This window comes from candidate division WOR-3 bacterium, assembly GCA_039802005.1.
Taxonomy (GTDB): domain Bacteria; phylum Hydrothermota; class Tepidihabitantia; order SM23-42; family JAOAFX01; genus JAOAFX01.
The window spans coordinates 1-22,807 of record JBDRVV010000016.1 but is presented as its reverse complement, the minus strand read 5'-3'; the positions used below and the strand labels follow the sequence as shown (position 1 = coordinate 22,807).

16 protein-coding genes and 1 tRNA gene are annotated in these 22,807 nt (G+C 36.1%); 9 read left to right on the top strand and 8 right to left on the bottom strand.

Annotated elements, in window-relative coordinates:
• Nucleotides 1-56: 56 nt before the first annotated feature.
• Nucleotides 57-1,283 carry a hypothetical protein gene (locus ABIL69_06530; protein MEO0123641.1) on the top strand — a complete coding sequence of 409 codons (1,227 nt, stop codon included), beginning with the start codon at nucleotides 57-59 and terminating at the stop codon, nucleotides 1,281-1,283.
• A gap of 156 nt (nucleotides 1,284-1,439) precedes the next feature.
• The gene (locus ABIL69_06525; protein MEO0123640.1) at nucleotides 1,440-2,306 is read left to right on the top strand and encodes a T9SS type A sorting domain-containing protein; all 867 of its coding nucleotides are present in this window, start codon (nucleotides 1,440-1,442) and stop codon (nucleotides 2,304-2,306) included.
• Nucleotides 2,307-2,363: 57 nt separating this feature from the next.
• Here ABIL69_06525 and ABIL69_06520 read toward each other — a convergent pair whose 3' ends face one another.
• The gene (locus ABIL69_06520) at nucleotides 2,364-4,007 is read right to left on the bottom strand and encodes a prolipoprotein diacylglyceryl transferase family protein (protein MEO0123639.1); all 1,644 of its coding nucleotides are present in this window, start codon (nucleotides 4,005-4,007) and stop codon (nucleotides 2,364-2,366) included.
• 186 nt (nucleotides 4,008-4,193) lie between these two features.
• Between ABIL69_06520 and cysK the strand changes: the two genes are divergently transcribed.
• From cysK to ileS, 6 genes are all read left to right on the top strand, one after another.
• On the top strand, nucleotides 4,194-5,117 hold the full coding sequence (cysK, locus tag ABIL69_06515; GenBank protein MEO0123638.1) for a cysteine synthase A: 924 nt from the start codon (nucleotides 4,194-4,196) through the stop codon (nucleotides 5,115-5,117).
• A gap of 64 nt (nucleotides 5,118-5,181) precedes the next feature.
• Entirely contained in the window at nucleotides 5,182-6,240 is a 1,059-nt protein-coding gene (ribD, locus tag ABIL69_06510) for a bifunctional diaminohydroxyphosphoribosylaminopyrimidine deaminase/5-amino-6-(5-phosphoribosylamino)uracil reductase RibD (protein MEO0123637.1), read from the top strand.
• Nucleotides 6,221-6,784: a riboflavin synthase gene (locus ABIL69_06505; protein MEO0123636.1), complete on the top strand. Its 564-nt coding sequence runs from the start codon at nucleotides 6,221-6,223 to the stop codon at nucleotides 6,782-6,784. Before ribD ends, ABIL69_06505 begins: the two co-directional genes overlap by 20 nt.
• An 86-nt stretch (nucleotides 6,785-6,870) precedes the next feature.
• Nucleotides 6,871-7,161, top strand: a complete 291-nt coding sequence (locus ABIL69_06500) for an RNA-binding protein (GenBank protein ID MEO0123635.1) — start codon at nucleotides 6,871-6,873, stop codon at nucleotides 7,159-7,161.
• 93 nt (nucleotides 7,162-7,254) lie between these two features.
• Nucleotides 7,255-8,757, top strand: a complete 1,503-nt coding sequence (locus ABIL69_06495) for a tetratricopeptide repeat protein (protein ID MEO0123634.1) — start codon at nucleotides 7,255-7,257, stop codon at nucleotides 8,755-8,757.
• A gap of 55 nt (nucleotides 8,758-8,812) precedes the next feature.
• Complete coding sequence (gene ileS, locus ABIL69_06490; GenBank protein ID MEO0123633.1) at nucleotides 8,813-12,031, top strand: isoleucine--tRNA ligase; 3,219 nt, start codon at nucleotides 8,813-8,815, stop codon at nucleotides 12,029-12,031.
• Between the two features lie 32 nt (nucleotides 12,032-12,063).
• Here ileS and ABIL69_06485 read toward each other — a convergent pair whose 3' ends face one another.
• The 5 genes from ABIL69_06485 to ABIL69_06465 all read right to left on the bottom strand — a co-directional run bounded on the left by ABIL69_06485 (nucleotide 12,064) and on the right by ABIL69_06465 (nucleotide 19,061).
• Nucleotides 12,064-12,813 (bottom strand): energy transducer TonB, encoded by a 750-nt coding sequence (locus tag ABIL69_06485; protein ID MEO0123632.1) that lies wholly within the window; start codon nucleotides 12,811-12,813, stop codon nucleotides 12,064-12,066.
• Nucleotides 12,791-13,621: a YitT family protein gene (locus ABIL69_06480; GenBank protein ID MEO0123631.1), complete on the bottom strand. Its 831-nt coding sequence runs from the start codon at nucleotides 13,619-13,621 to the stop codon at nucleotides 12,791-12,793. Before ABIL69_06480 ends, ABIL69_06485 begins: the two co-directional genes overlap by 23 nt.
• Before the next feature lie 21 nt (nucleotides 13,622-13,642).
• On the bottom strand, nucleotides 13,643-15,823 hold the full coding sequence (locus ABIL69_06475) for a hypothetical protein (protein MEO0123630.1): 2,181 nt from the start codon (nucleotides 15,821-15,823) through the stop codon (nucleotides 13,643-13,645).
• Between the two features lie 10 nt (nucleotides 15,824-15,833).
• The gene (locus ABIL69_06470; protein ID MEO0123629.1) at nucleotides 15,834-18,980 is read right to left on the bottom strand and encodes an ABC transporter substrate-binding protein; all 3,147 of its coding nucleotides are present in this window, start codon (nucleotides 18,978-18,980) and stop codon (nucleotides 15,834-15,836) included.
• 8 nt (nucleotides 18,981-18,988) lie between these two features.
• Nucleotides 18,989-19,061, bottom strand: a tRNA-Met gene (locus ABIL69_06465).
• A gap of 118 nt (nucleotides 19,062-19,179) precedes the next feature.
• Between ABIL69_06465 and ABIL69_06460 the strand changes: the two genes are divergently transcribed.
• Nucleotides 19,180-20,532 (top strand): radical SAM protein, encoded by a 1,353-nt coding sequence (locus ABIL69_06460; GenBank protein ID MEO0123628.1) that lies wholly within the window; start codon nucleotides 19,180-19,182, stop codon nucleotides 20,530-20,532.
• Nucleotides 20,533-20,534: 2 nt separating this feature from the next.
• Here the strand turns inward: ABIL69_06460 and ABIL69_06455 are convergent, their stop codons facing one another.
• Nucleotides 20,535-21,560, bottom strand: coding sequence for a ketoacyl-ACP synthase III (locus ABIL69_06455; protein MEO0123627.1), 1,026 nt, complete (start codon nucleotides 21,558-21,560; stop codon nucleotides 20,535-20,537).
• Nucleotides 21,561-21,680: 120 nt separating this feature from the next.
• A partial coding sequence (locus ABIL69_06450; GenBank protein MEO0123626.1) for a radical SAM protein occupies nucleotides 21,681-22,807 on the bottom strand: 1,127 nt, incomplete at its 5' end.

Sequence of the window (22,807 nt, the reverse complement as noted above, 5' to 3'; positions counted from 1 at the left end):
TAAGTCTTGACAAGACTTATGTCTTAAATATAATCTCCAATCTGAAAGGGGGTTTGATGAGACTTATATCGCTCCTCATGAGCCTAGGCATTGCGGGGTTACTTTATGCCAATTGGCAGTACATCGGTCCACCGGGTGGTCAGTTATATACTATGGCTATCTCACCGGTCAATGAGAACATGGTTTATGCAGGTTCATATTCCTCCCCGACAAAAATCTTCAGGTCTACCAACAAAGGTATAACCTGGACCGAGGTTGGTTCATTCGGAAGTTATTGTTATACGATGACTGTCAGCCAATCGGGCGTCATATACGCCGGATACTATGGTTCCATCTACAAATCAACCGATAACGGAGCAACCTGGATACCATCTTCAGTCGGCAATGTTGGTTTCTATGACCTTGAAGCACATCCTACCGATCCCAACACCATTTACGGCTGTGGCTACCGATATGTCAGCGGCAGTGATTATGCAATAGTCTTTATCAAAACAACGAATGCCGGAAATAACTGGTCAACGGTCGATGTCTATGTTGGCGGATATTCTTATGGCTACGGTATCAGTGTTGACCGTAATAATCCCAATGTAATTTATGTTGGTGGCAGTGTCTATTCAACCACCTACGAACCAAGGATATTTAAGTCAACGAACGGCGGTAACACCTTTACCCAGGTATATTCTTCCACCGCCGGTTATTATGTCTATGATGTAGCAGTGAATCCTGCCAATTCTAACATCGTTTATGCCTGTACTTATTATGATGGTATTTATCGTTCCACTGATGCAGGCCAAAACTGGACAAAGGTCTCTTCAGCATACTACAATTATCGCCTTGGGGTTTCACCCGCAAACCCAAATTATGTTTATTGTTCAGGGATTTATTATTTTTACAGAAGTACTGACGCTGGTGAAACCTGGACCGACCTGACTGCAAGTCTCCCAGCAAATTATCATTATGGACTCGCGGTCAGCCGAACGAATCATTTAGAAGTTCTGGTTGGTAATCGGGCTGGTGCCTTCAAAACAACCAACGGCGGCACAAACTGGATTGCATCTAATGACGGCATAAATCTTGGTTTACCTGTGGTTGCCGCTACTGCTGCGCCATCAACACCTACGACTGTTTATATCCAGGTTGAAGATGTGGGCGTCTATAAAACGACAAATTGTGGGAATTCATGGATTCTCTGCCCTTCTTTTTCCAGTTGCGGCGATATGGCCTCTATTGCGGTTAAATACAACGACCCCAATTATGTAATGGCAATTGAAGGTCTTGGTTGAGGGACTGCCCAAGCTTATAAAAGCACAGACGGCGGGTCCGTCTGGTCATTAGCCGATCCTGGTTATTATAATACAGGGGGAGCAGTAGTAGCTGACCCGGTCAATACCAATGTTTTCTGGAGTTGCGGTGATGGTTATGTCAGCTCCATATATGTAATGGCAGCATCGAAAACAACCGACAACGGAACATCGTGGACCAGATATAACCTTGGCACTCTCACTGGTATGGCTTACGCCCTTGTCCTGGAACCAGGAAATTCTAATGTGGTATATGTCGGTGGTAAAGAAAATAATGTCGCGACTATATACAAAACTACCAACGCCGGAAATAACTGGACCAAACTTACGACGCCAGGATTACCAGACTCCGTGGTATATGCGCTGGCAATTGACCCCTATTATCCAAACGAAATATATGTCGGGACGAATAGAAGTTGTTACAAATCCACAAACGGAGGAAACACCTGGTTCACCACTAACTTTACTGGCGGCCGTGTGAATGCGATTGTTGTTAATCGGGGATCATCGGCTTACGATGGTGTCTATGTTGGTACCCATACCAACGGTGTATATCTAAGCACCGATTGGGGCACATCTTGGACACAGATAAATCAAGGCTTACAGAACCTGCAAATAAATTGTCTCGGCAAAAGTCAATCAATGTATATCTATGCCGGAACCCAAACCAAGGGAATCTATCGGTGGTCAATACAGGTCGGAAATGAAGAAACAGGAAATGATATAATATCCCAAGAAAACAGATTGATCATTAAACCCAATCCTACAACCGGTATACTAAAAATCACATATCAGTTAGATAAACCGGGAAAAGTATCTATGGGTATTTATGATATTCAAGGAAGATTAATAAAGTTATTAGAAAACAGAGACCGTCCTGCAGGAACATATTCCTTAATCTGGAATTGCACCGATCTGAATACAGAAATCCCTGCTGGTATATACTTCTGTCGTTTACAAACTGAAGATTATAAGATGTGGAAACGGTTTATTTTAGTAAGATAGGAAATCTTAAGAAGAACTGAGAAACAAATTATTTTCTAATGCAAGATTGTGCCAAACCTAATCTTTAAAATAATACCGATAGCCGATGTCCAAATTGATTTGATAAATATCGCCTTGCATCCCTCCTGCAAAATATGGATTAATCTTCAACCGATTATTGAAAAGATATATAACCGGACTTGCATAGAAACCTTCAAGTAAAGAAATTCCAAAGCGGAAATGAGTGTCATTCTTTAAATTACCGGAACCGATGCCGATTCCTAATTTTAGCGGCGGTATCGGCAAATCAGAGGGCTTGTGCTTTAAAAATTCTCCTTCAACGAATGCCTTATCGCGCGGTCCCAATCTCAAGCCAATGCTTGGATAGGCGATATCACAATTAAAAACTTTTCCTGCCCCAAGGTCAAAACCAATATATCGGTGATTAAATATAAAATTTCCAGCACAGCCAAACCGAAGGTTGGAATATTTTTCATCATATAAATATCCTTTGACATTTATTCCATAGATTGTATGAAATCTATCTTTTAAATATACACCCGATCCTACCCCACCTGCTTGATATGGAATAAATCCTCCACAGATTTCCGCATAGGTACCCTTCATATATCCACCATCAAGGTCAATATAAAAGATATCCTTCAATGAATCTTTTGCTATCGTTGTATCAAGGCTTGATTCAAGGATTGCGATACTCGCAATGGCGACCGGAATCCGTATAAAAATTTTATAGCGGTGAAATAAATATTTTACGGCACTATATATGAAAACTCCTGTGACAAAAAGATTGAAAATCAAAAGAACTTTAAATTCAGCAGGTGTGAGCCAGTTTTTCGGGAATAATAGAAATATAGGGGCAGGGAGATATAATATAAAATTCAATAAAAACGGTTTCTCCTCAAAAATACAAATATCCTTCAATCTGCAATTCCTTTCGCGCCACAATATAAAGAGAATACCGGTTGGTATTACAAATAGCAAAAGCCATTGCATTGATTTCAATCCCAATATATAACTCCCCCCTTCTTTTGTAAAATCAATAAAAAATCTAAATATTGAATGGAGCACAAGATATGAATAACCAAGACTGCCTTGTTTTTTTAAATGGGGTCTTAAATATAGAAGCAAGAAGATTATGATAATCATTGCAATGATTTCATAGATCTGGGCAGGATGGACTGGCAGTGATATTGGAGCATTTGGGTTAAGCATATCATTATAAAGATGATAGTTATAACATGGTGAATGCCGTGCATAGACAATCGTCCAGGGAAGATCTGCCGGTTTCCCAAAACAACAACCACCGAACAGACAACCGATACGCATCAGGGCAAAACCAGCAGGCAATGCAAATGCAAAGATATCAAATAGGTCAAATTTGAAGCCAAGGATTTTTCTAAAAATTTTTATACCGATCATTCCCCCAATGAGCCATCCAATGTAGACCCTCTCATGGACCGACAATATTGAACCTGCCTTAATGCGGGCAAAAAATTCTCCGGGAGCAAGGGTAAGTAGTTTAGAGCCAATGATGGCAAATATCAAGCCCCAGACCATCGTAATGAGCATAGGTAACAAAGGCAATTTTCTACGATATACTTCATAAATAACAATTGCAAAACCAGTATATACAGCAAGTAAATAAAATCTGGGATATATGCCAGCCATTGTTGCAGTGTCAATCGTTGCCAAATAATTCATACCCACCTGTGAAAATTATAAGTATATCTCTCCATTTGTCAAGTATTAGTTGCAATTAATCTCTCATTCTCTCGTTTCTGCAATTGACAAAATGACAAAATTATGTATCATTGTTTATGATATTGATTTGGTGCAGTATATGTTAAAATGGAGAAAATCTTTGAACTGGATTAAAGATGGGATAAAATGAAAATAGCAAACGATATAACCGAATTGATCGGCAAAACACCTTTGGTTAAAATCAATAAGATTACCAAAGATTGCGTAGCAACCGTTATTGCAAAACTCGAGTATTTTAATCCACTCCATAGCGTAAAAGACCGCATAGGTTATGCAATGATAAGAGATGCTGAAGAGAAAGGATTAATAAACAAGGATACGGTTATCATTGAACCAACTTCAGGTAATACGGGTATTGGACTTGCATTTGTCTGTGCAATAAAGGGTTATCGCTTGATTCTAACAATGCCTGAATCAATGAGTATTGAAAGGAGAAAATTACTCAAAATGCTCGGTGCAGAGATAGTCTTAACCCCTGCCGAGAAAGGAATGAATGGCGCAGTAGAAAAAGCGAAAGAAATTGCTAAAAAAACACCAAACGCATTCATTCCTGACCAGTTTAAAAATCCAGCAAATCCTGCAATTCATTATAAAACAACCGCCCAAGAAATCTGGGATGATACAGATGGAATGGTTGATTTTGCTGTTGCGGGTATTGGAACCGGCGGAACAATCACTGGAATTGGTAAATTTCTGAAAGCCAAGAAATCACAGGTAAAAATAGTCGGTGTGGAACCTGAAAAATCAGCGGTTCTTTCAGGTGGTCAACCTGGGCAACACAAAATTCAAGGTATAGGTGCTGGATTTATACCCGATATTTTAAGCATTGATTTGATAGATGAAATAATCAAAGTAAAAGAACAAGATGCAATAAAAATGACACGCAGACTTGCGAAGGAAGAAGGAATCTTTTGTGGAATTTCTTCAGGTGCGGCAATGTGGGCAGGAATTGAAATAGCAAAAAGGAGTGAAAATAAAAATAAAATGATTGTGGTAATTTTACCTGATACAGGTGAGCGTTATTTATCCACTGAATTGTTTGAAGAATAATTACAATAATCACAGGTTACTTTTCTCTTGACTTACTTAATATGATATCTATAATCTTTAGATTATGACTCAGAATGACCTTGATATACGATTTATGTATGAAGCGCTTTCACTGGCAAAAAGGGGTTGGGGAAAAACATCTATAAATCCTCTTGTTGGGGCTGTGGTTGTTAAAGATAATAAAATCTTAGGAAGGGGTTTCCATCGTAAGATTGGCGAAGCGCATGCTGAAACAGTTGCCCTCCTTGAAGCAGGTTCAAAGGCTGAAGGCGCAACTTTATATGTGAACCTTGAACCCTGTACCTGTAAAGGAAGAACCCCACCCTGTGTTGAACAAATCATAAAGTCAAAGATAAAAAGAGTAGTTATCGGAATGAAGGATCCGAATCCCCTGGTGAACGGAACGGGTGTAAAGACTCTAATAGAAAATAACATCAATACCATTGTAGGGATATTAGAAAAAGAGGCACAAGAACTGAATAGATTTTATACAAAATATATTACAACGAAAATGCCTTATATAATATTAAAAATTGCTGTCTCACAGGACGGAAAAATTTCAGGATTTCCTCAAAAATATATTACATCTGAAACATCAAGAAGATATGTCCATTCGTTAAGAAGTCAGGTGGATGCAATTTTGGTAGGAATAAATACAATTATAAATGATAACCCATTTTTGAATGACCGTTTTATCGGAAGAAATAATCCGACACGGATTGTTATTGATCCACATTTAAAAATACCAATGACAGCAAATTTTTTGAAGGAAGATGCCAGACGCATAATTATCACAAGTGAAAAGGAAAATGTAAAAAAAATCAAATGCCTTCAAGATGCCGGGGTTGAAATCATATTCTTAAATGGGGACTATTACCCCATAAAAAATATCTTTGGGATCATTGCCGAACATAATATAGCATCAGTTATGGTAGAAGGTGGCGGTATTCTTTTTTCACAAATTTTGAATAAAAAATTCTATGATGAATTATATATATTTGTTTCACCAGAGACGGTTGGAACAGAAAATATAAATTTTCTCTTGGAAAATAACATTGAATTGAAAGAAATGGAAGAATTCAAAATCGGGGAGGATAAATTATATGTTCACAGGAATAGTTGAGGAAAAGGGCAAAATTTTAAATATAACCAAAGGTAGATTGCAAAAGATTGATATTCAGTCAAATTTGGAAGTAGAACCCGGTGACAGCATTGCTATCCAGGGTATATGTTTGACCGTTACCAAGACTATAAAAAATGGGTTTTCTGTAGAGGTAATGGAACAAACAAAAGGCAGGACAACATTGCACTACTGGAAAGCAGGAGAATATGTAAATCTGGAACGGGCACTTACTTTTGATGGGCACATCGGCGGGCACATCGTTCTTGGGCATATTGATGAGATCGCACGCATAATAAAGATCAAAGAAAATGAATATTATTTTCAAATTTCTCCGGAGAATACGAAATATCTGATTTCCAGAGGCTGTATTGCAATTGATGGTGTAAGTCTGACCATTGGCGATATTTGCCGTAACACCTTCTCAGTATTCCTAATTACCCACACCCTAAATAATACCACACTCGGCAACCGAAAGGTCGGAGACTTTGTTAATATTGAATACGATTACCTTGCAAAAATCATTAGAAAAATAAATCAACAATAAAAGTTACTTTTATATATTCAAGATAATAAATGTATTGACTTTCTGTTATTTATTGTTATACTCTGTAAAAAGATTAAGGAGGCTTTATGAATATCTATGTGGGCAACCTGTCGCGGGATGTTACTAATGATGACCTGCGCAAGGTATTTGAAACATACGGTAAGGTATTATCTGCAATAGTTATAAAGGATAAGTTCACAGGCGAGTCAAGAGGATTTGGCTTTGTAGAAATGTCTGATAATAATGAAGCAAAGAATGCAATGCAATCACTCAACAATACCATCCTTAAAGGTAGGCCTATGAACATAAACGAAGCCCGCCCAAGGGCTGACAAAAGGAAGAAATTTATTAGAAGGAAAAGAGAGAGAAGATATTGATATAAGTAATCTAAAATACAGAAGATAACAAAATTCAAGTTCCCACGAAACATATAGATTGACTGTAATAAATTACTGAATATAATTTCAGTAATGAAAAAAGCAATATCTTTGAAATTACAATATGTAGTAATTTTAATTATATTAAATGTAATCCTTTATATACAGAGCTTGCATTTTGATTTTATCTGGGATGATCGTTCTTTAATTTTACAGAATCGAAGTGTTCAGAATCCATCAAAAATTATGGATGCATTTAAAACAAGCATTAAGGTGTTTGGTGAAGACTATGGATTTTATAGACCAATAACAATCATTACATATACAATTGATAACCTGATATGGGACAAAAAACCATTCGGATTTCACTTATCAAATATTATTATCCATATACTTGTTGTGATAAATATTTTTTATTTAATAAGTTGGCTCTTCAATCTCCAAAAAGGGTTCTTTGCCTCTTTAATATTCACTACATTTGCAGTGCATATTGAAAATGTTGTATTCATAAGCGGCCGCATGGATTCTCTCGCTACCCTGTTTATGTTGATTGCCCTCAACATCTATTTTGCAAGTAATACACCATTATTCCTGAAAATGTCTGTATTTTCAATCTCTTTATTTTTTGCACTACTCTCAAAGGAAATTGCATACATATTTCCTTTTATATTTATACTTCTGGTTTTATTTAAATATCCAAAGACTATCCGTATTACTCATTTTAGATTTGGCGGTTCAATAATTATTGTCATATTTATTTTCTATTTTTTATTAAAAACTCTCCTTATCAAAAATATATTATCTCCCCCCCAATCTGGATTTACATTTCTTCAGAGAATTATTATGATCCCACAAATCATTGTTTTTTATTTACAAATTCTTTTATTCCCTTTCAATTTGAATGCCCGACATTATCACTTTCTATCCAACAATGTTCATTTAGATAAATTTATGATAAACTTTATAATCCTGATGGTCTTGATCTTTTTATTATTGCGAGTTAAGAAAAATCACCAAATTCTTTTAGGAAGTCTCTGGTTTATAATTGGACTAATACCAGTTTTGAATATCTTTCCTTTATCAGGTATGCCGGTAGCTGAAAGATTTCTTTATTTCCCATCAATTGGTATTGCTATACTAATCGCTGGGCTTATACCGGATAAAATATCATGTTTCTTCTCTAATTTAAAGAATGTTTTAGCGTCGTTGATTTTTCTTTTTATTTTTATATCTAATATAATTTTTACATTATTACGAATCCCAATTTGGAGTAACGAAGAGAAATTCTTTATAACAATGATAATGCAAAATCCTGACGCACCCCTTGGATATCATAACCTTGGACATTTCTATTACCGGCAAGGTATATGGCACAAAGCCGAGCAGTATTATAAAAAAGCAATTTCAATCAACCCTTATTTCCCTGCACCACATGCTTCCCTTGGAGATCTATATAGCCGAATTGGAAAATATAAAGAAGCAATCACTGAATACAAAATTTACTTAAAATTATCACCAAATGCAACAAACCGAAATGCAGTAATCGCAAGGATTGGAGAGATTGAACGACTCTCGTCTAGTAAACCAGAAGAATAGCATAAATAACATTTAATACTTTACAAAACCGCAATTTTTGAATATAATATAGACTATGAATTTTAAGCCTGTTAATAAGGAATTGAATTTTCCAGAACTTGAACACCGGATATTAGAATTTTGGGAAAAGACCAATATTTTTTCTTTATATAAGAATAAAAACAAGGGCAGAAAAAAATGGTCTTTTCAGGACGGACCTATTACTGCAAATAATCCAATGGGCGTGCATCATGCCTGGGGTAGAACTTATAAAGATATTTTCCAAAGGTATAAAACAATGAAGGGATTTGAACAAAGATATCAGAACGGTTTTGACTGCCAGGGATTATGGGTAGAGGTTGAAGTTGAAAAAGAACTTGGTTTCACTTCTAAACGGGATATTGAAAAATATGGAATAGATAAATTTGTCCTTAAATGCCAGGAACGGGTCCATAAGTATTCTATGGTCCAAACCGAACAGTCAATCCGACTTGGGATGTGGATGGATTGGGGAGAATGGAAAACAAGTCTGGATGATAGAGATTGGTTAAAGAAGAGCCATTCATATTATACAATGAGCGAAGTTAATAACTATACTATATGGTATTTTCTAAAAAAATGCTATGAACGTGGTTTGATTTATAAAGGAACAGATGTAATGCCCTGGTGTGCGAGGTGCGGAACCGCTATAAGCGATATGGAGATTGCAACCGAAGGATATCAAGAGTTAACTCACAAGGCAATCTTCGTGCGCTTTCCGTTAAAAGACAGAAAAGATGAATATCTCCTGGTCTGGACCACCACGCCCTGGACATTGACTTCAAATACTGGAGTTGCAGTCCACCCAGATTTTATATATGTCAAAGTGAAAAATAATGGTGCAATATATTATCTGGCAAAAAATCTTGTCAGAGTATTGAAGGGGAATTATGAAATAATGGCAGAGATGCCGGGGAAGGATTTATTAAATCTGGTATACGACGGACCTTTTGATCATCTTCCTGCCCAGAAAGAAGTAATTCACAAAGTAATCCCCTGGGAAGAAATCAGCGAAAGTGAAGGAACAGGACTTGTTCATATTGCGCCAGGATGTGGTAAAGAGGATTTTGCCCTTGGCAAAGAATTTGGGCTTAAAACAATTGCACCTCTTGATGAACTTGGATATTATATTGAAGGCTTTGATTGGCTCAGTGGCAGAAATGTAAACGAAGTAACTGAGGCAATTATTGAAGATCTGCAAAAAAGAGGTATTTTATACAACGTAGAGGATTATACACATCGTTACCCAGTATGCTGGCGTTGTGACAGTGAATTGATATTCAGGCTTGTAGATGAATGGTATATTTCAATGGATACCTTACGATACGAAATTGCTGAAGTTGCAAAAAAAGTTGAACGTTGGATTCCAGAATGGGGTCTTGATAGAGAACTTGACTGGCTCAGGAATATGGCTGACTGGTGTATCTCAAAGAAAAGATATTGGGGACTTGCCCTACCCATCTGGGAGTGTTCCTGTGGGCATTTTACTGTTATTGGTTCAAAAGATGAGTTAAAACTAAAGGCAGTTGAAGGTTGGAAAGAATTTGAAGGGCATACGCCCCATAGACCGTGGATTGACAAAATAAGAATTAAATGTGAAAAGTGTGGCAAATTGATGTCCCGGATTCCGGATGTAGGTAATCCATGGCTTGATGCTGGCATAGTTCCATACTCAACTATGAGGCCACCTGAAGATATGCATAATCTCTATAATGGCTATCCAAATGATAAATCATATTGGGAACAATGGTTCCCTGCAGATTTTATCACCGAGTGTTTCCCTGGTCAATTCCGGAACTGGTTTTACGCAATTTTAACAATGAGCACAGTCCTTGAAAATAAGCCACCATTTAAAGTCCTGCTTGGACATGCACTTGTGCGCGATGAACATGGTGAAGAAATGCATAAAAGCAAGGGTAATGCAATCTGGTTTGATGATGCCGCAGAAAAAATGGGCGCGGATGTAATGCGCTGGATGTTTGCCAAGCACAATCCTGTTCAAAATCTTAATTTTGGATACGGACCCGCTGAAGAAATTAAACGTAATCTTTTAACCCTGTGGAATGTCTATTCTTTCTTTATTACTTATGCCAATATTGATAATTTCAATCCAATAGGTAAGAAATTAGCAAAAGAAAATTTAACAAAACTCGACCGTTGGATACTCTCACGGACATATTCGCTTATTAAAAATTGTGATTCTTATTATGATAAATACGATGTTGCTGCAGTAGTAAAAGAAGTTGAATATTACTTTGATGAACTTTCAAATTGGTATTTACGCAGAAATCGCAGACGTTTTTGGAAATCAGAAAATGACCTTGACAAGGAAACAGCGTATCTTGTTCTATATAACTGTCTTTTAAACTTACTCAAAATCATTTCTCCAATAATCCCTTTCTGGACCGAAGATATGTATCAAAATCTAGTAAGAAGTGTTGACCCTAATGCCCCTTTGAGTATTCACCTTTGTGATTTCCCTGTAGTTGACGAATCAATGATTAACCAGGAATTAGAAAATGAAATCGCACTGATTCGGAAGATTGTTTCAATGGGTAGGTCAGCAAGAAACAAAGTAAATATTAAAGTGCGCCAACCACTTGGAGAAATCCGTATCTGTTTGCCGGTTGGAGAACAAAAACTTGATGAATCGGCAATAAATACAATCCTTGAGGAATTAAATATTAAAAAAGCGCAGTCCGTGTCAAATGCTGATGAGTTATATATCTACGGCTTAAATCCAAAGTTTGACCGGCTTGGACCTAAATATGGTGCACTGTCAAGAAAAGTTGGCGAATGGATAAAAGGGTTAGGAGAAAAAGAAGCAAAAGAATTTGTAAAAACAGGTTTATTAAATAATAATTTTGATGGTAGACTAATTGAAATCACAAAGGAAGATGTGGAAATCAAGAAACAGGAAGTACCGAATTGGGTAATCATTGAGGAAGATAACATTGTTGTAGCAATAAATACTGCAATAACTGAAGATCTGGAAGCCGAAGGATTAGTGAGAGAATTTATTCATAAAATCCAGTTAATGCGTAAAGAAGCAGATTTCAATCTTACCGACAGAATAAAAATTTATTACCAGTGTCCGGATAAATTAAAAAGTGCAATAAATAAAAATTTAGATTATTTAAAAGGTGAAACACTTGCGGTGGAAGTTATAGAGAGAGAAGAAGCTGGCGAAATCCATAGAGAACTTGAAATTAACGGCATTCCTGTTAAAGTGGGCTTATCAAGAATAAATAAATAGCATTTTATATCAACAATAGATCCTATTTATCTTCAAAGTTTTTCTATAGCGTTTTTCAGACGCATAATCAATGTATCAGCAGCGACCTGTGGAAGTGTGGAGCGTATTGTGATTGCTTCTCGTTCAAAGAATTTTTTAAATTCTTCTTCCGCCTCGAATCGTGCATAGGAATCCGGGTAGCGATATATAATATCAAAAAACAAAATAGGTGTTGCAGGATACAATTTCCAGTATCCATCCCATAATTTTGCAGTTCTATCTAATACTGCAAGTTTTATAAAATCGTTTACTTTTATTTCAATGGACTTTTTGGGCGAAAAAATAAGTTTTTTATATAGTTTATATAAATCCATTATCAGACTTTCTCTATAATCCTGAGAAATGTTTTTCTGCAATGCTTTAACTTCTAAGAGCCATTCTTCAGGTTTAACTTCTTCAAACTTAAATTCCACCGGCAGATTGACCCAGGTTTTTACCGGTCTGTGCCCTATCATTGCGGGTGAAAATTTGAAAGTATAAGCAGTCTCAAGCGCTGCCGAATCGAGCAGAACACTGGTAGAAGATTTCAAAATGCGAACCTTTTCAACACTACCAACTTCGTTTATCAACACGCCAAGGACTACTTTGCCCTCCAGTCCCATCTCTCTTGCCATATCAGGATAAATAATTCTATACTCCAGCAAAACCGGTGCAAAAAATTTCCTTTTTGCTGAACAGGATAATATTAAACTTAATATCCAGAGTATAATTAATGACTTCCTATACCCGAGGTCTAAAACCATGCCCGAGAACTTCAAATACATCAGTCAATATAACAAATGCTTTTTCATCAATACTCTTTACCAATTTTTTAAAATTTTCGGTTTCTCTTTTCGTAATTACACACATAATAACCGGCCTTTTCGCCTTTGTATATGGTGAGAAACCATCAAGTATTGTAATACCCCTGCCTAACTTCTGATAAATTCCTTCTATGATTTTTTCTGTATGTTCACTAATAACAAATGCAGCACGTGCATAGTCTATGCCTTCAAGTATTAAATCAATGACTCTGGTAGAAAGAAAAAGTGCAAGATAACCCAGCAAAGCAAGTTCTATTGAATTAGTGACGAAACCCGCCAGTGTTATTATTATTGTATCCACAATCAATATCCATATTCCAACCGAGAAACTTGTAAAACGATTCAATATCTGCCCGATAATATCAGTACCACCTGTATTTGCCCCACCTCGAAATATCAAACCCAAACCAATACCCAACATCACTCCGCCATATATTGAAGCAAGAATGACATTACCCGTTGGTGTAGGAACCTTGATTGTGTAAGTTAAAAAATCTATCAATAAATTAGTAACAATTATCGTAATGACGGATTTAGCACCAAGAGAAAAGCCTAAAATTCTGATTGCAAGTATGAATAAAGGAATGTTGAGCAAAATTACCATAATTCCAACTGGCGTTTTGAAAAGAATGTGCAACACCATTGCCAGCCCTGAAATACCCCCGGGGACAATGTTATGAGGAATAAGAAAAATCGCATAACTCAAACTATAAAATATCGTGCCAATGATTAAAAAAATGATACTCATTATTTTATTTGACCGGGTTTTTTAAAAGGATATTTCCTGCTTTTTATCCCCTTCTTTAGGCTTAGGGGCTTGTGCCTCCTTAAGACGGGCAATAAATATCTTTATTTTTTCCAACTCTTTATTTTTCTCAGCAATCGTTTTCTCAAGTTCGTCTTTTTCTTCCTTCAATTTAACAATTGATTTTTTGAACTCTTCAGCCCGGGCAATAATTATTGCTGCTTCTTTTTTCTTGGTTTCAAGTTCTTTAATTTCATCCCTTGCCAATTCTAATTTCTTCAGTTCCTCTTCACATTCTTTCTTAATCTTTGCTTTATTTTTCTCAATCTCATCATTGATTTTTACCAGTTCTTCACGTCTTTTATCAATCTTGGCAAGCATATTTGCCTCAACTGCCTTTGCTTTTTCAACCTTTCCTTCAGTTTCCGAAAGAAGAATCTTTAAATCATTTATCTTTTCTTCAATTTCTTTTCTATGTCCCGCAAGTTTCTCAATCTCATCTTTATATTTATCCCTTTCTCTGAGCAATTCTTTTGTTTCTTTATTCAACTCCTCAACCGCCTTTGCCTCTTCTTTCTTTAAAATCTCAAGTTTTTCATTAAGTGTTGCAAGTTCTTTTCGCTGGTCTCCAATCTTATCTTCAACCATTGATAATTCTTTCTTTCTCGTCTCTAATAATTGTTTAATCTTCTCATTCTCCTCAATCGCCAGTTGCAATTCTTCGTGTTCATCACGAAGTTTTGGTAATTCAGATGTTATCCTCTCATATTCTTCTTCAATATGTTTTATCTTGTCTTCACTCTTATGCAATTGTGCTTCGACTTTTTCGAGTTCCTCTTTTTTCTTTTTGTATTCTTTATCCATTTCTTCGTATTTAGCAACCTGAGGTTCAAGTTCCTCAATCCGCTTCTTGGCAAGCTCAATAGACTTACCCAATTCCTGTGCCTCTTCTTTAAGGCGTGTATGTTCCTCCTTTATCTTTTTGTATTCAGGTTCAATTTTGCGTAATTCTTTTTCTTTCTCTTTAAGTTCTGCAACAACCGGTTCAAGTTCTTTGTGTTCCTTCCGTAGTTTATCAACAATCCTCTGTAACTCTTCCTGCTCCTTTTTCATCTTTTCAATATTTTTCTGCAATTCACTTTCTTCTTTTTCTTCTTTTTTATATTTTTTATCCAGTTCGTTAAATGATGCCTCAAGTGTGCTGTATTCTAATTGGTAATTAGAAATGTTGGATACAAGTTCTCCTTCTTCCTTTTTTAATTCGGCAATTTTCTGAATGAGTGCATCATGTTCTTTTTTCAAATTTGCGAGTTCTTCATTTTCTTTGTATAATTTATCTCTGGTGTCCCGTAATTCCGATACCTCCTTCTGTAATTTTTCAAGCTCCGCACTCTCAACTTCAAATGTATTTCTTATTTCTTTCAACTGCTCGCTCAACTCTTTCTCTTCCCTCTTAAATTCTTCAATTGTTTTATTTAATCTATCTCTTTCTTCGGTTAATGACTGGACTTCACTTAATATCTTTTGATGTCGTGCCTCGTCCTTCTCCAGTGATTTCTTCAAAGCACCAAGTTCTTTATTAAGCGCGTTCCTTTCCTCATTCATTACCTTCAGGTCTTTTTCTGTGGCCCGTAAATCTGAAAGTGCCGCCCTCAATGTCTGTTCCACGCTCTGATATTCATTCTTTAGTTCTTCGGTTTTTAGTTTAATATCATTATATGTTTTTTCCTGGTTTTTATAATTCTTTTCCTGTTCATTATATCTTGACTCCAATTCATCACATTTCTTGGTCAATTCACTTTGTTTTGTTTTTAATTTCTCAATTATATCTTCAAGCTTGTTCTTCTCATTATTCAATTTTTCATATTCAATCTTTAATTCTTTGAGTCTTGTTTCATTTTTTTCTTTTTCTGAAATAAGTTCGCTGAGTTCACGCTGAAGTGTACCTAATTTTTGACCATCTTTTTCTGCTGTCTTTACTGCTTCCTTCAATGATTTTTCTTCTCTTTTTAATTCCTGAATTGTTTTTTTCAATTCTTCAACTTCGCCAGTTAATTCCATTTGTGTAGAATATGTTTCCGCAAGTTTTTCTTCAGCAGATTTCAATTCTTTATTTTTTGCTGCGAGTTCTTTTTCAACCTTCTCAAGCTGACCGAGTTTTTCTTCCAGGTCAGCAAGAATATCAATATCTTCTTTTTTTGCCATAACACCCCCTCTATACCTTTACAAATCGGGGACTTAATCTTTCCGATAAAATTTCTTTGTTACCCATAAGCATAATAGGCTGAATATATTTTGCCCTTATAATGCTCAACGGATGTGGTTTAAAACCGCGTACACCCTTTCGGACTACAAGACTTTTCAAAGAATGGAATAGAAAGACACCCGGTGCCTCGTCAATTATTTTCTCTTCAATTTCCTGATAGTATTTTATACGCTGTTTTATATTTCTTATCTGTCTTGCATTATCAATCATCTTATCAACTTCAGGATTTGAAAAAAAGAATGTGTTTCCTGTATAACCAAAGGAATTTGAATGAAACAGAGGGTAAAGAAAATTATCCGGATCTCCGGTATCACTTATCCAACCCTGGAGGCAGAGTAAAAAATTGCCTTTATAGCAATTCTCTAAGAAATCATGCCAGGGTAGGGGATTTATCTCAATCCCTATTCCAATCTCATTCAGATTTGCTTTGATAAATTCCGCCCTTCTTATTGAATTTATCGTGTCGCTAACCAGCAGGGGATATTTATCCGGCAATCCACCAGGAAACCCAGCCTGACTTAGTAATTCTCTGCTTCTTGAAGGGTCATATTTATAACCACCAAGTTTTTTATTATAAGATGGCATCGATGGAGGAAATATACCTTTTGCTGGAATTGCTACATCGGAGAGCAAATCATTAACAAATTTTTCTACATTTATTCCATAACATATTGCCTGTCTAACAAATTTATTATTAAATGGTGGCTTCTGACAATTGAAACACAAAAACTGAACTGATAATTCTGGCATGGTTATCAACAATTCCGGAAATTCTTGTTTTACTTTCTTTAATAATCTATGCCCCGGTTGATAAATTGATAATTCTCCCCTTTTGAATAGTTCATATCCCATATCATCATCAACTGTGATAATGAATTTCAGCACATCTATCGAGGGCCTTTCTTCAAAATAGAAATCATTTGCCTCAAGAATCAATTCTTTACCTCTATCCCAGGCAGAAACCTTGAATGGTCCCATCCCTACAGGTAATTCTAAATCTATATACGGATCCGCAATATTCGTTGCAAAACTTGATAAAAATGCAAGATATGGATATTCAAGTCTTATCTTTACTCTATGTTGATCAACAATTTTAACCCAGAGCAGATTTTCATCTTTAGATTGCAAATATTCCCTAGCACCGGCGATCATTTCCAGAAGATTATGATTCGGACCATTCAAACCTCTTAATATCCCCGCTTTAACATCCTCAATATTGAGTTTCTTCCCATTCGCAAATTTTAAATCATCGCGCAAGTGAAAAATATAATCTTTGCCATCTTCGGATACATTATACTCATCACAAAGTCCGGGGATTATACTCGTCCCAAAACCAAACTGGAATAATCCAGTTGAGTAGTTCACAATTACCTGCTGCGATGTCGCATCTGTTTTTAAATCAGGTTTCAGTGTTACAGGATCATTGAATAAGTTTATTGCAAAAACATTTTGTGATTTTATAAAGCTGGGCACAGGTTCTTTTTCTGATAAAAGACTTTTTAGGTAAGACTGAAAGTTTAAAACACCGAGCGCTGCTTCTTCATATACATTCCAGTGGTGTTTTAACAAAAAATTATCCCTATCTAATTTATCTATCAAGTCCTTTAAATTCTTAATGTCTATAGAACACTTTTCAAATACCCTGAGTGTATCATCATAAAATATTTTTATTCGTGAGAAATCAGGAAGTTCCATATGGGAAAAGTCTTTCTGTAAATAAATGGTATCAAGTTTGTTTAATAAAGTTTTCAACGATGTAACACCTGATTCCAGGGCATTAAAAGAAGAAGTCATCTGTGTTAACAATTTATTGTATTCTTCGATAATAGGCGTAATCAATTCGTGATATTGGGTGCTATGGCTTTTTTCCAATCGGGAAAATATAGCAAGAGTTTTTAGTTTTGTTATAATTTTTGAACCGATTACAGTTAAATTTTCAATGATCAGTAATTGTTCTTGAAGTATTTTTTTAAAATCAGAAATTTTATCAGCAATCATATTGCGATTAGAGAAAATTTGATTAATATCCATTTTAATACCTGCAATCTTGTCCATTATAGAATTTAAGTTTTCAACTTCACCCACATTATTAACAATAAGTTCATATAATTTAGTGATTTGATTAATAATATAGTGTATTTCTTCTAAAAGTTCTGAGGGCAACAAAGAAGGACAGATTCCAATATTTATTTTTTTCAAAATCCTTAAATTCTCACCAATCAGATATTTGAATTGCTTTAACACATAAGGGTTTTTATTACGGTAATGTTGAGCATTAACAATATTATACATTTCATAAAGAATTTGAGAAAGGCTAATAATTTCAGAACCCCTTATTGATATTTCATCGACTGTATATAAAGCATCGGTCAGCTGTTTCTGAATACTGTTTACCCTCTCGTTTATTTTTAATTCGAGGTCCGAAAAAATCTCACTTCCGGTTTCAATGGAACGGATAAATTTCTTAAGTAATTCTATTGATTCACTTACTGTCTTAAGAGATGATAAAAAATCTATTAAATCCTTTGATGAAGCATTTGCATCCTTGATTGTCATATCAATCTCAGCTGAGAACGGCTCAACATTTTTTCTGATAACTTCAAGCAATTCGTCAAAATGTTGAAACAATAATTCTGAAGATTTTGCGATTTTATATGTCTCACGGGCAATTACTGCCAGCCCTACACCCTCTTGTCTCGCCTGATAGGCTTTCACCTCAATATTTTCTGCGAGATAAGTAATCATCCGCGCAAATTTTATAAATATATGAGCATTCTCCTCTATAGAATCGGTTAATGTTCGTGTTTGTTGTATAATCTGTTCAATATTGGAAAGTTGTATTTGATATGAAACAACCTTCTCTTTAATTCCTGTTAATTCATCTCCCAACTTTACCATCTGTGACTCAAAGGTCTGTGAATAATTTTTCAAAAAATTTATCAAATTATTACTGCGTTTTAAAGCATCAAATATTTTTTCAAACAGGTTTATCAATTCTTTCAACTGCATACCGGAATTATTCAAAAATTCGGTGATTACTTCTACGCGCCTGTAAAAATTAGTTGCTTCATTCAGATATTCTTTTATTGATACCATAATTTTTATAGCGGCGGAGGGAGTCGAACCCCCGACACAGAGATTATGATTCTCCTGCTCTGCCAACTGAGCTACGCCGCCTTATAAATATACTTTATTATAACCGAAATAGCGGATTTGTCAAGCAAGTCCGCAATAACATCTATAATGAAGTAGAATTCTGCCTTGACTTTGTTTTTTATATTACTATAATTTATTAGTGAAAAGACGGTTACTCCTGATTAATCCGATAAATCAGCGATTTTACGAAAATCGTGTTGGTCTTACGGCAAACCGCACAACAAGATTTCAACCTCTCGGATTAGGTATTATTGCCTCCCTGACCCCTGATAACTGGGAAATAACCATGATCGATGAAAATTTTGTATCTTTTCATTATCAGGAAGCAGACCTCGTAGGTATAACTACGTTTACCGCTACTGCACCACGTGCCTATGAGATTGCCCAAATCTTTCGCAAGAAAAATATTCCGGTGGTGATGGGTGGTTTCCATATCACAATGTATCCTGATGAGGCACTCCAGTTTGCTGATAGTCTGGTGCTTGGAGAGGCAGAAAATGTATGGCATTCATTAATTAAAGATTTTGAATTTGGCAATTTAAAGAAAGTATATAGCGGAATACCTGCAGATTTAAACAATTTACCTTTGCCCAGACGCAACATTTTTTCAAACGAATATATCTTCGGTTCAATTGAAACAAGCCGGGGCTGCCCAATGGATTGCAAATTCTGTTCGGTGAGTGCATTTTATGGCAGGAATCAAAGATTCAGACCAGTTGAAGATGTTCTCAATGAGCTAAAGACAATTCCCCAGAAAAAAATTTTCTTTGTTGACGATAACATTATAGGCTTCACACCTTCATCAAAAGAGAGACTCAAGGATTTGTGTCGGATAATGATTGAAAAAAATATAAAAAAAGACTGGTGGTGTCAGACAACATTCTCTTTTGGTGAAGATGAAGATCTGCTTTATCTTGCGGCAAAGAGTGGTTGTAAACTCCTTTTCATTGGGATTGAAGCACAAGATACACCAGCATTGATGAATATAAACAAAAAATTGAATCTTAAAACAGGTAATCAAAAAATGGAAATCATCTTCCGCAGAATCAATGAATATGGCATCGGTGTCATCGGGGCGTTTATGTTTGGAATGGATACCGACACAATGAAAACAATTAAAGAAAGAACAGATTATATAATAAAAAGTAATGCCAATGCAATCCAGATAACCTATCTTACACCTTTGCCCGGCACAAGATTATATGAAGAATTATACAATCAAGGAAGGATAATCTACACGAGATATCCAGAAGATTGGGAACATTATACATTTGCTGAGGTAACTTATCACCCATTGGGAATGACTGTTAGTGAACTTGAAAATGCACGGAATTATGTTGTGAAAAAAATTTATAACTTGGGTGCGATATTTAAAAGATTTATAAAAACACTTCGGTCAACCAAAAACTTAATCACAACACTTTGGGCAATTGCCTTCCATTTATTTTTGCGCCAGGCAACGATAAGGAGTCATCGTTTGGGTCCAAGATAACATCACCAGATAAGTGCCATAACACCTGCAGAAAATCCACTTGCACCACCAACGAGTAAGACCGTCATTCCGGGTTTTAATCTCCTCTGTTCCAGTGCAGTACATATAGCAATCGGGATACTTGCGGCACCGGTATTGCCATAGCGGTCAACCGTTACTACAGTCTTCTCAAATGGAATGTTCACCCGATTCAATATATCGCGCATTATCTTAATCGTCACTTGATGCCCAATTACCAGATCAACATCTCCGGGTTTCCACCCTACTTTTGCCATCACCTTTTCCATCAACGGTGGGATTTTTTCTAAGGCAAGTTCAAGAATTTTCTCACTATCTGAAAGAAAATAGGTAACATCCAAATCCGAATCTGCAGGGCATCTTGGATACATCGTTCCACCGGCCATAACCGTCGCAATCCGCCAGTGTTCTCCATAAGTTTCAAAATGGCTCATTAGAATACCGTTTTCTGTTTCACTCGGCATCACTATCGCTGCGGCACCACCATCACCAAGGGTCAATCCAGCAGCCTTGTATTTAAGTTCATCCCTTGACCTTATGTTATAACAGACCCAGTTTGTTATGACCTCGCCGGTGGTAACGAGAACTGTTCTTGCTTTATCGCTCTTTATCATTGCATCCGCAATATCCAGACCGTTTAAAAAAGAATTGCAGGCATTCTTTATATCAAATGCGGAAACTTTTTTCAACCCTAATTTCTCCGCCACGATATTAACGGTAGCAGGCTCATCAATATCATGGTCACAGGCACAGAATAAAACCAGGTCAATCTCTTCTGGGTTAATCTTTGCCTGATTTATTGCCTTCTGCGCCGCACGTACCGCCAGATCTGATGCATCTAATTTACCCCTTGCCTCATGGTGTTCTTTACAGCCTGTCATCTTTGTCAAAAGGCCATAAGGGAGACCAAATCGTTCTTTAAATTGCAATTTCTTTTCAATATCAATTGTCTTTATAACCTGTTCCGGCACATAATAACTTATTGACAAAATCTTTGTTCTATTTATCAAACAACCTCCTTAGCATTCATTAACTCGTGAATTATATCCAAATTTTTTATCATTACAATACGGCGCATTATTATCTACCAAAGGTAGAACGACAACTGCTCTTCCTACAAACTCTTAAAATTAATCAGCCATTTCTTTTAATATTTTATCAGCATATTCAAATTTAACTGGGAGGCTATTGTTATAGTATCTCAATAATTTTTTATGATATTTTTTTAGAAGACAAAAACCACACGGTTTACTGAAATATTTCTTCAGTCTTTCCTTCACCGTCTCAGGTTCTCTTAATACATTCCCCAATGATACTGGAAGAAAATTGCAGGGCCAGAGTTCACCAGTAGTATCAACATAGATATGCTGGGTGCCAGCACCACAACCAAATTTTTCTGTGTCTTCAATAAATGGAGATGTGATAACCTTTAAACCATCTTTCTCTCTTGCTGATTTAATATGTAATGATTTTAATCTTTCTATCTCCTCGCTGTTCACATAGATATTTTTTTCTTTACTAAACAATCTTCCAGTGCAGAGCGGTTCAAGGAGGAATAATTCATCAACATCTAAATTTTTTACAAAGTCTATGAATCTTTCTGTCTCTCCATCCCTTAACAATTCGCTTGTTGCTACGGTCTGGACGACTGTATACAATCCAGCACTCTTGGCATTCTTTATGGCATCTAGGGCAATGTCAAATGCCCCTTCCCTACCCCTTGACCGGTCATTGATTTTAGGGTCAAAGTGATCGAGGCTGATAGAAATTGAAAACAAACCGTTATCTTTCAGTCTTTTTGCCCTTTTTACACTCAATCCATAACCAGAAGTCAATATAACAAATGACAGATCTTCATGATATTTTGAGATCAAAATATCTATATCATCCCTAAAAAGTGGTTCACCACCGGTAAAGACAATTGTGCTTGCACCCCAGTCTTTAAACAGCGAAATAACTCCATCCAGTTCTTCTAAACTCAATTCATTATCCTGCGTGTTGCCTGCACTACAATACCAGCAATTGAACGGACATTTGCGATTGACCGCGATGAATGCCTGTCCAAAGAAACTATTTCCGTTTCGCAAAATAAATTTGTTTGAATAATGCCTTAAATGGCGTCTAAAACTCTCTGACGGGATAGGTGGAATGAGAAAGAAAAGGACTGCTTTATCGTTAAATTTATTTATCTTTTCGTTATTTAATGCGGTCTTGAATAGTCGCAGACAAGAAATAGTAGATTTTATCCCACCCTTAT

Bases quoted from the DNA above. Each gene is read 5' to 3' on its own strand.
- ABIL69_06530 (MEO0123641.1), top strand. From the start codon at position 57: ATGAGACTTATATCGCTCCTCATGAGCCTAGGCATTGCGGGGTTACTT.
- ABIL69_06525 (MEO0123640.1), top strand. From the start codon at position 1,440: ATGGCAGCATCGAAAACAACCGACAACGGAACATCGTGGACCAGATAT.
- ABIL69_06520 (MEO0123639.1), bottom strand. From the start codon at position 4,007: ATGAATTATTTGGCAACGATTGACACTGCAACAATGGCTGGCATATAT.
- cysK (MEO0123638.1), top strand. From the start codon at position 4,194: ATGAAAATAGCAAACGATATAACCGAATTGATCGGCAAAACACCTTTG.
- ribD (MEO0123637.1), top strand. From the start codon at position 5,182: ATGACTCAGAATGACCTTGATATACGATTTATGTATGAAGCGCTTTCA.
- ABIL69_06505 (MEO0123636.1), top strand. From the start codon at position 6,221: ATGTTCACAGGAATAGTTGAGGAAAAGGGCAAAATTTTAAATATAACC.
- ABIL69_06500 (MEO0123635.1), top strand. From the start codon at position 6,871: ATGAATATCTATGTGGGCAACCTGTCGCGGGATGTTACTAATGATGAC.
- ABIL69_06495 (MEO0123634.1), top strand. From the start codon at position 7,255: ATGAAAAAAGCAATATCTTTGAAATTACAATATGTAGTAATTTTAATT.
- ileS (MEO0123633.1), top strand. From the start codon at position 8,813: ATGAATTTTAAGCCTGTTAATAAGGAATTGAATTTTCCAGAACTTGAA.
- ABIL69_06485 (MEO0123632.1), bottom strand. From the start codon at position 12,813: ATGGTTTTAGACCTCGGGTATAGGAAGTCATTAATTATACTCTGGATA.
- ABIL69_06480 (MEO0123631.1), bottom strand. From the start codon at position 13,621: ATGAGTATCATTTTTTTAATCATTGGCACGATATTTTATAGTTTGAGT.
- ABIL69_06475 (MEO0123630.1), bottom strand. From the start codon at position 15,823: ATGGCAAAAAAAGAAGATATTGATATTCTTGCTGACCTGGAAGAAAAA.
- ABIL69_06470 (MEO0123629.1), bottom strand. From the start codon at position 18,980: ATGGTATCAATAAAAGAATATCTGAATGAAGCAACTAATTTTTACAGG.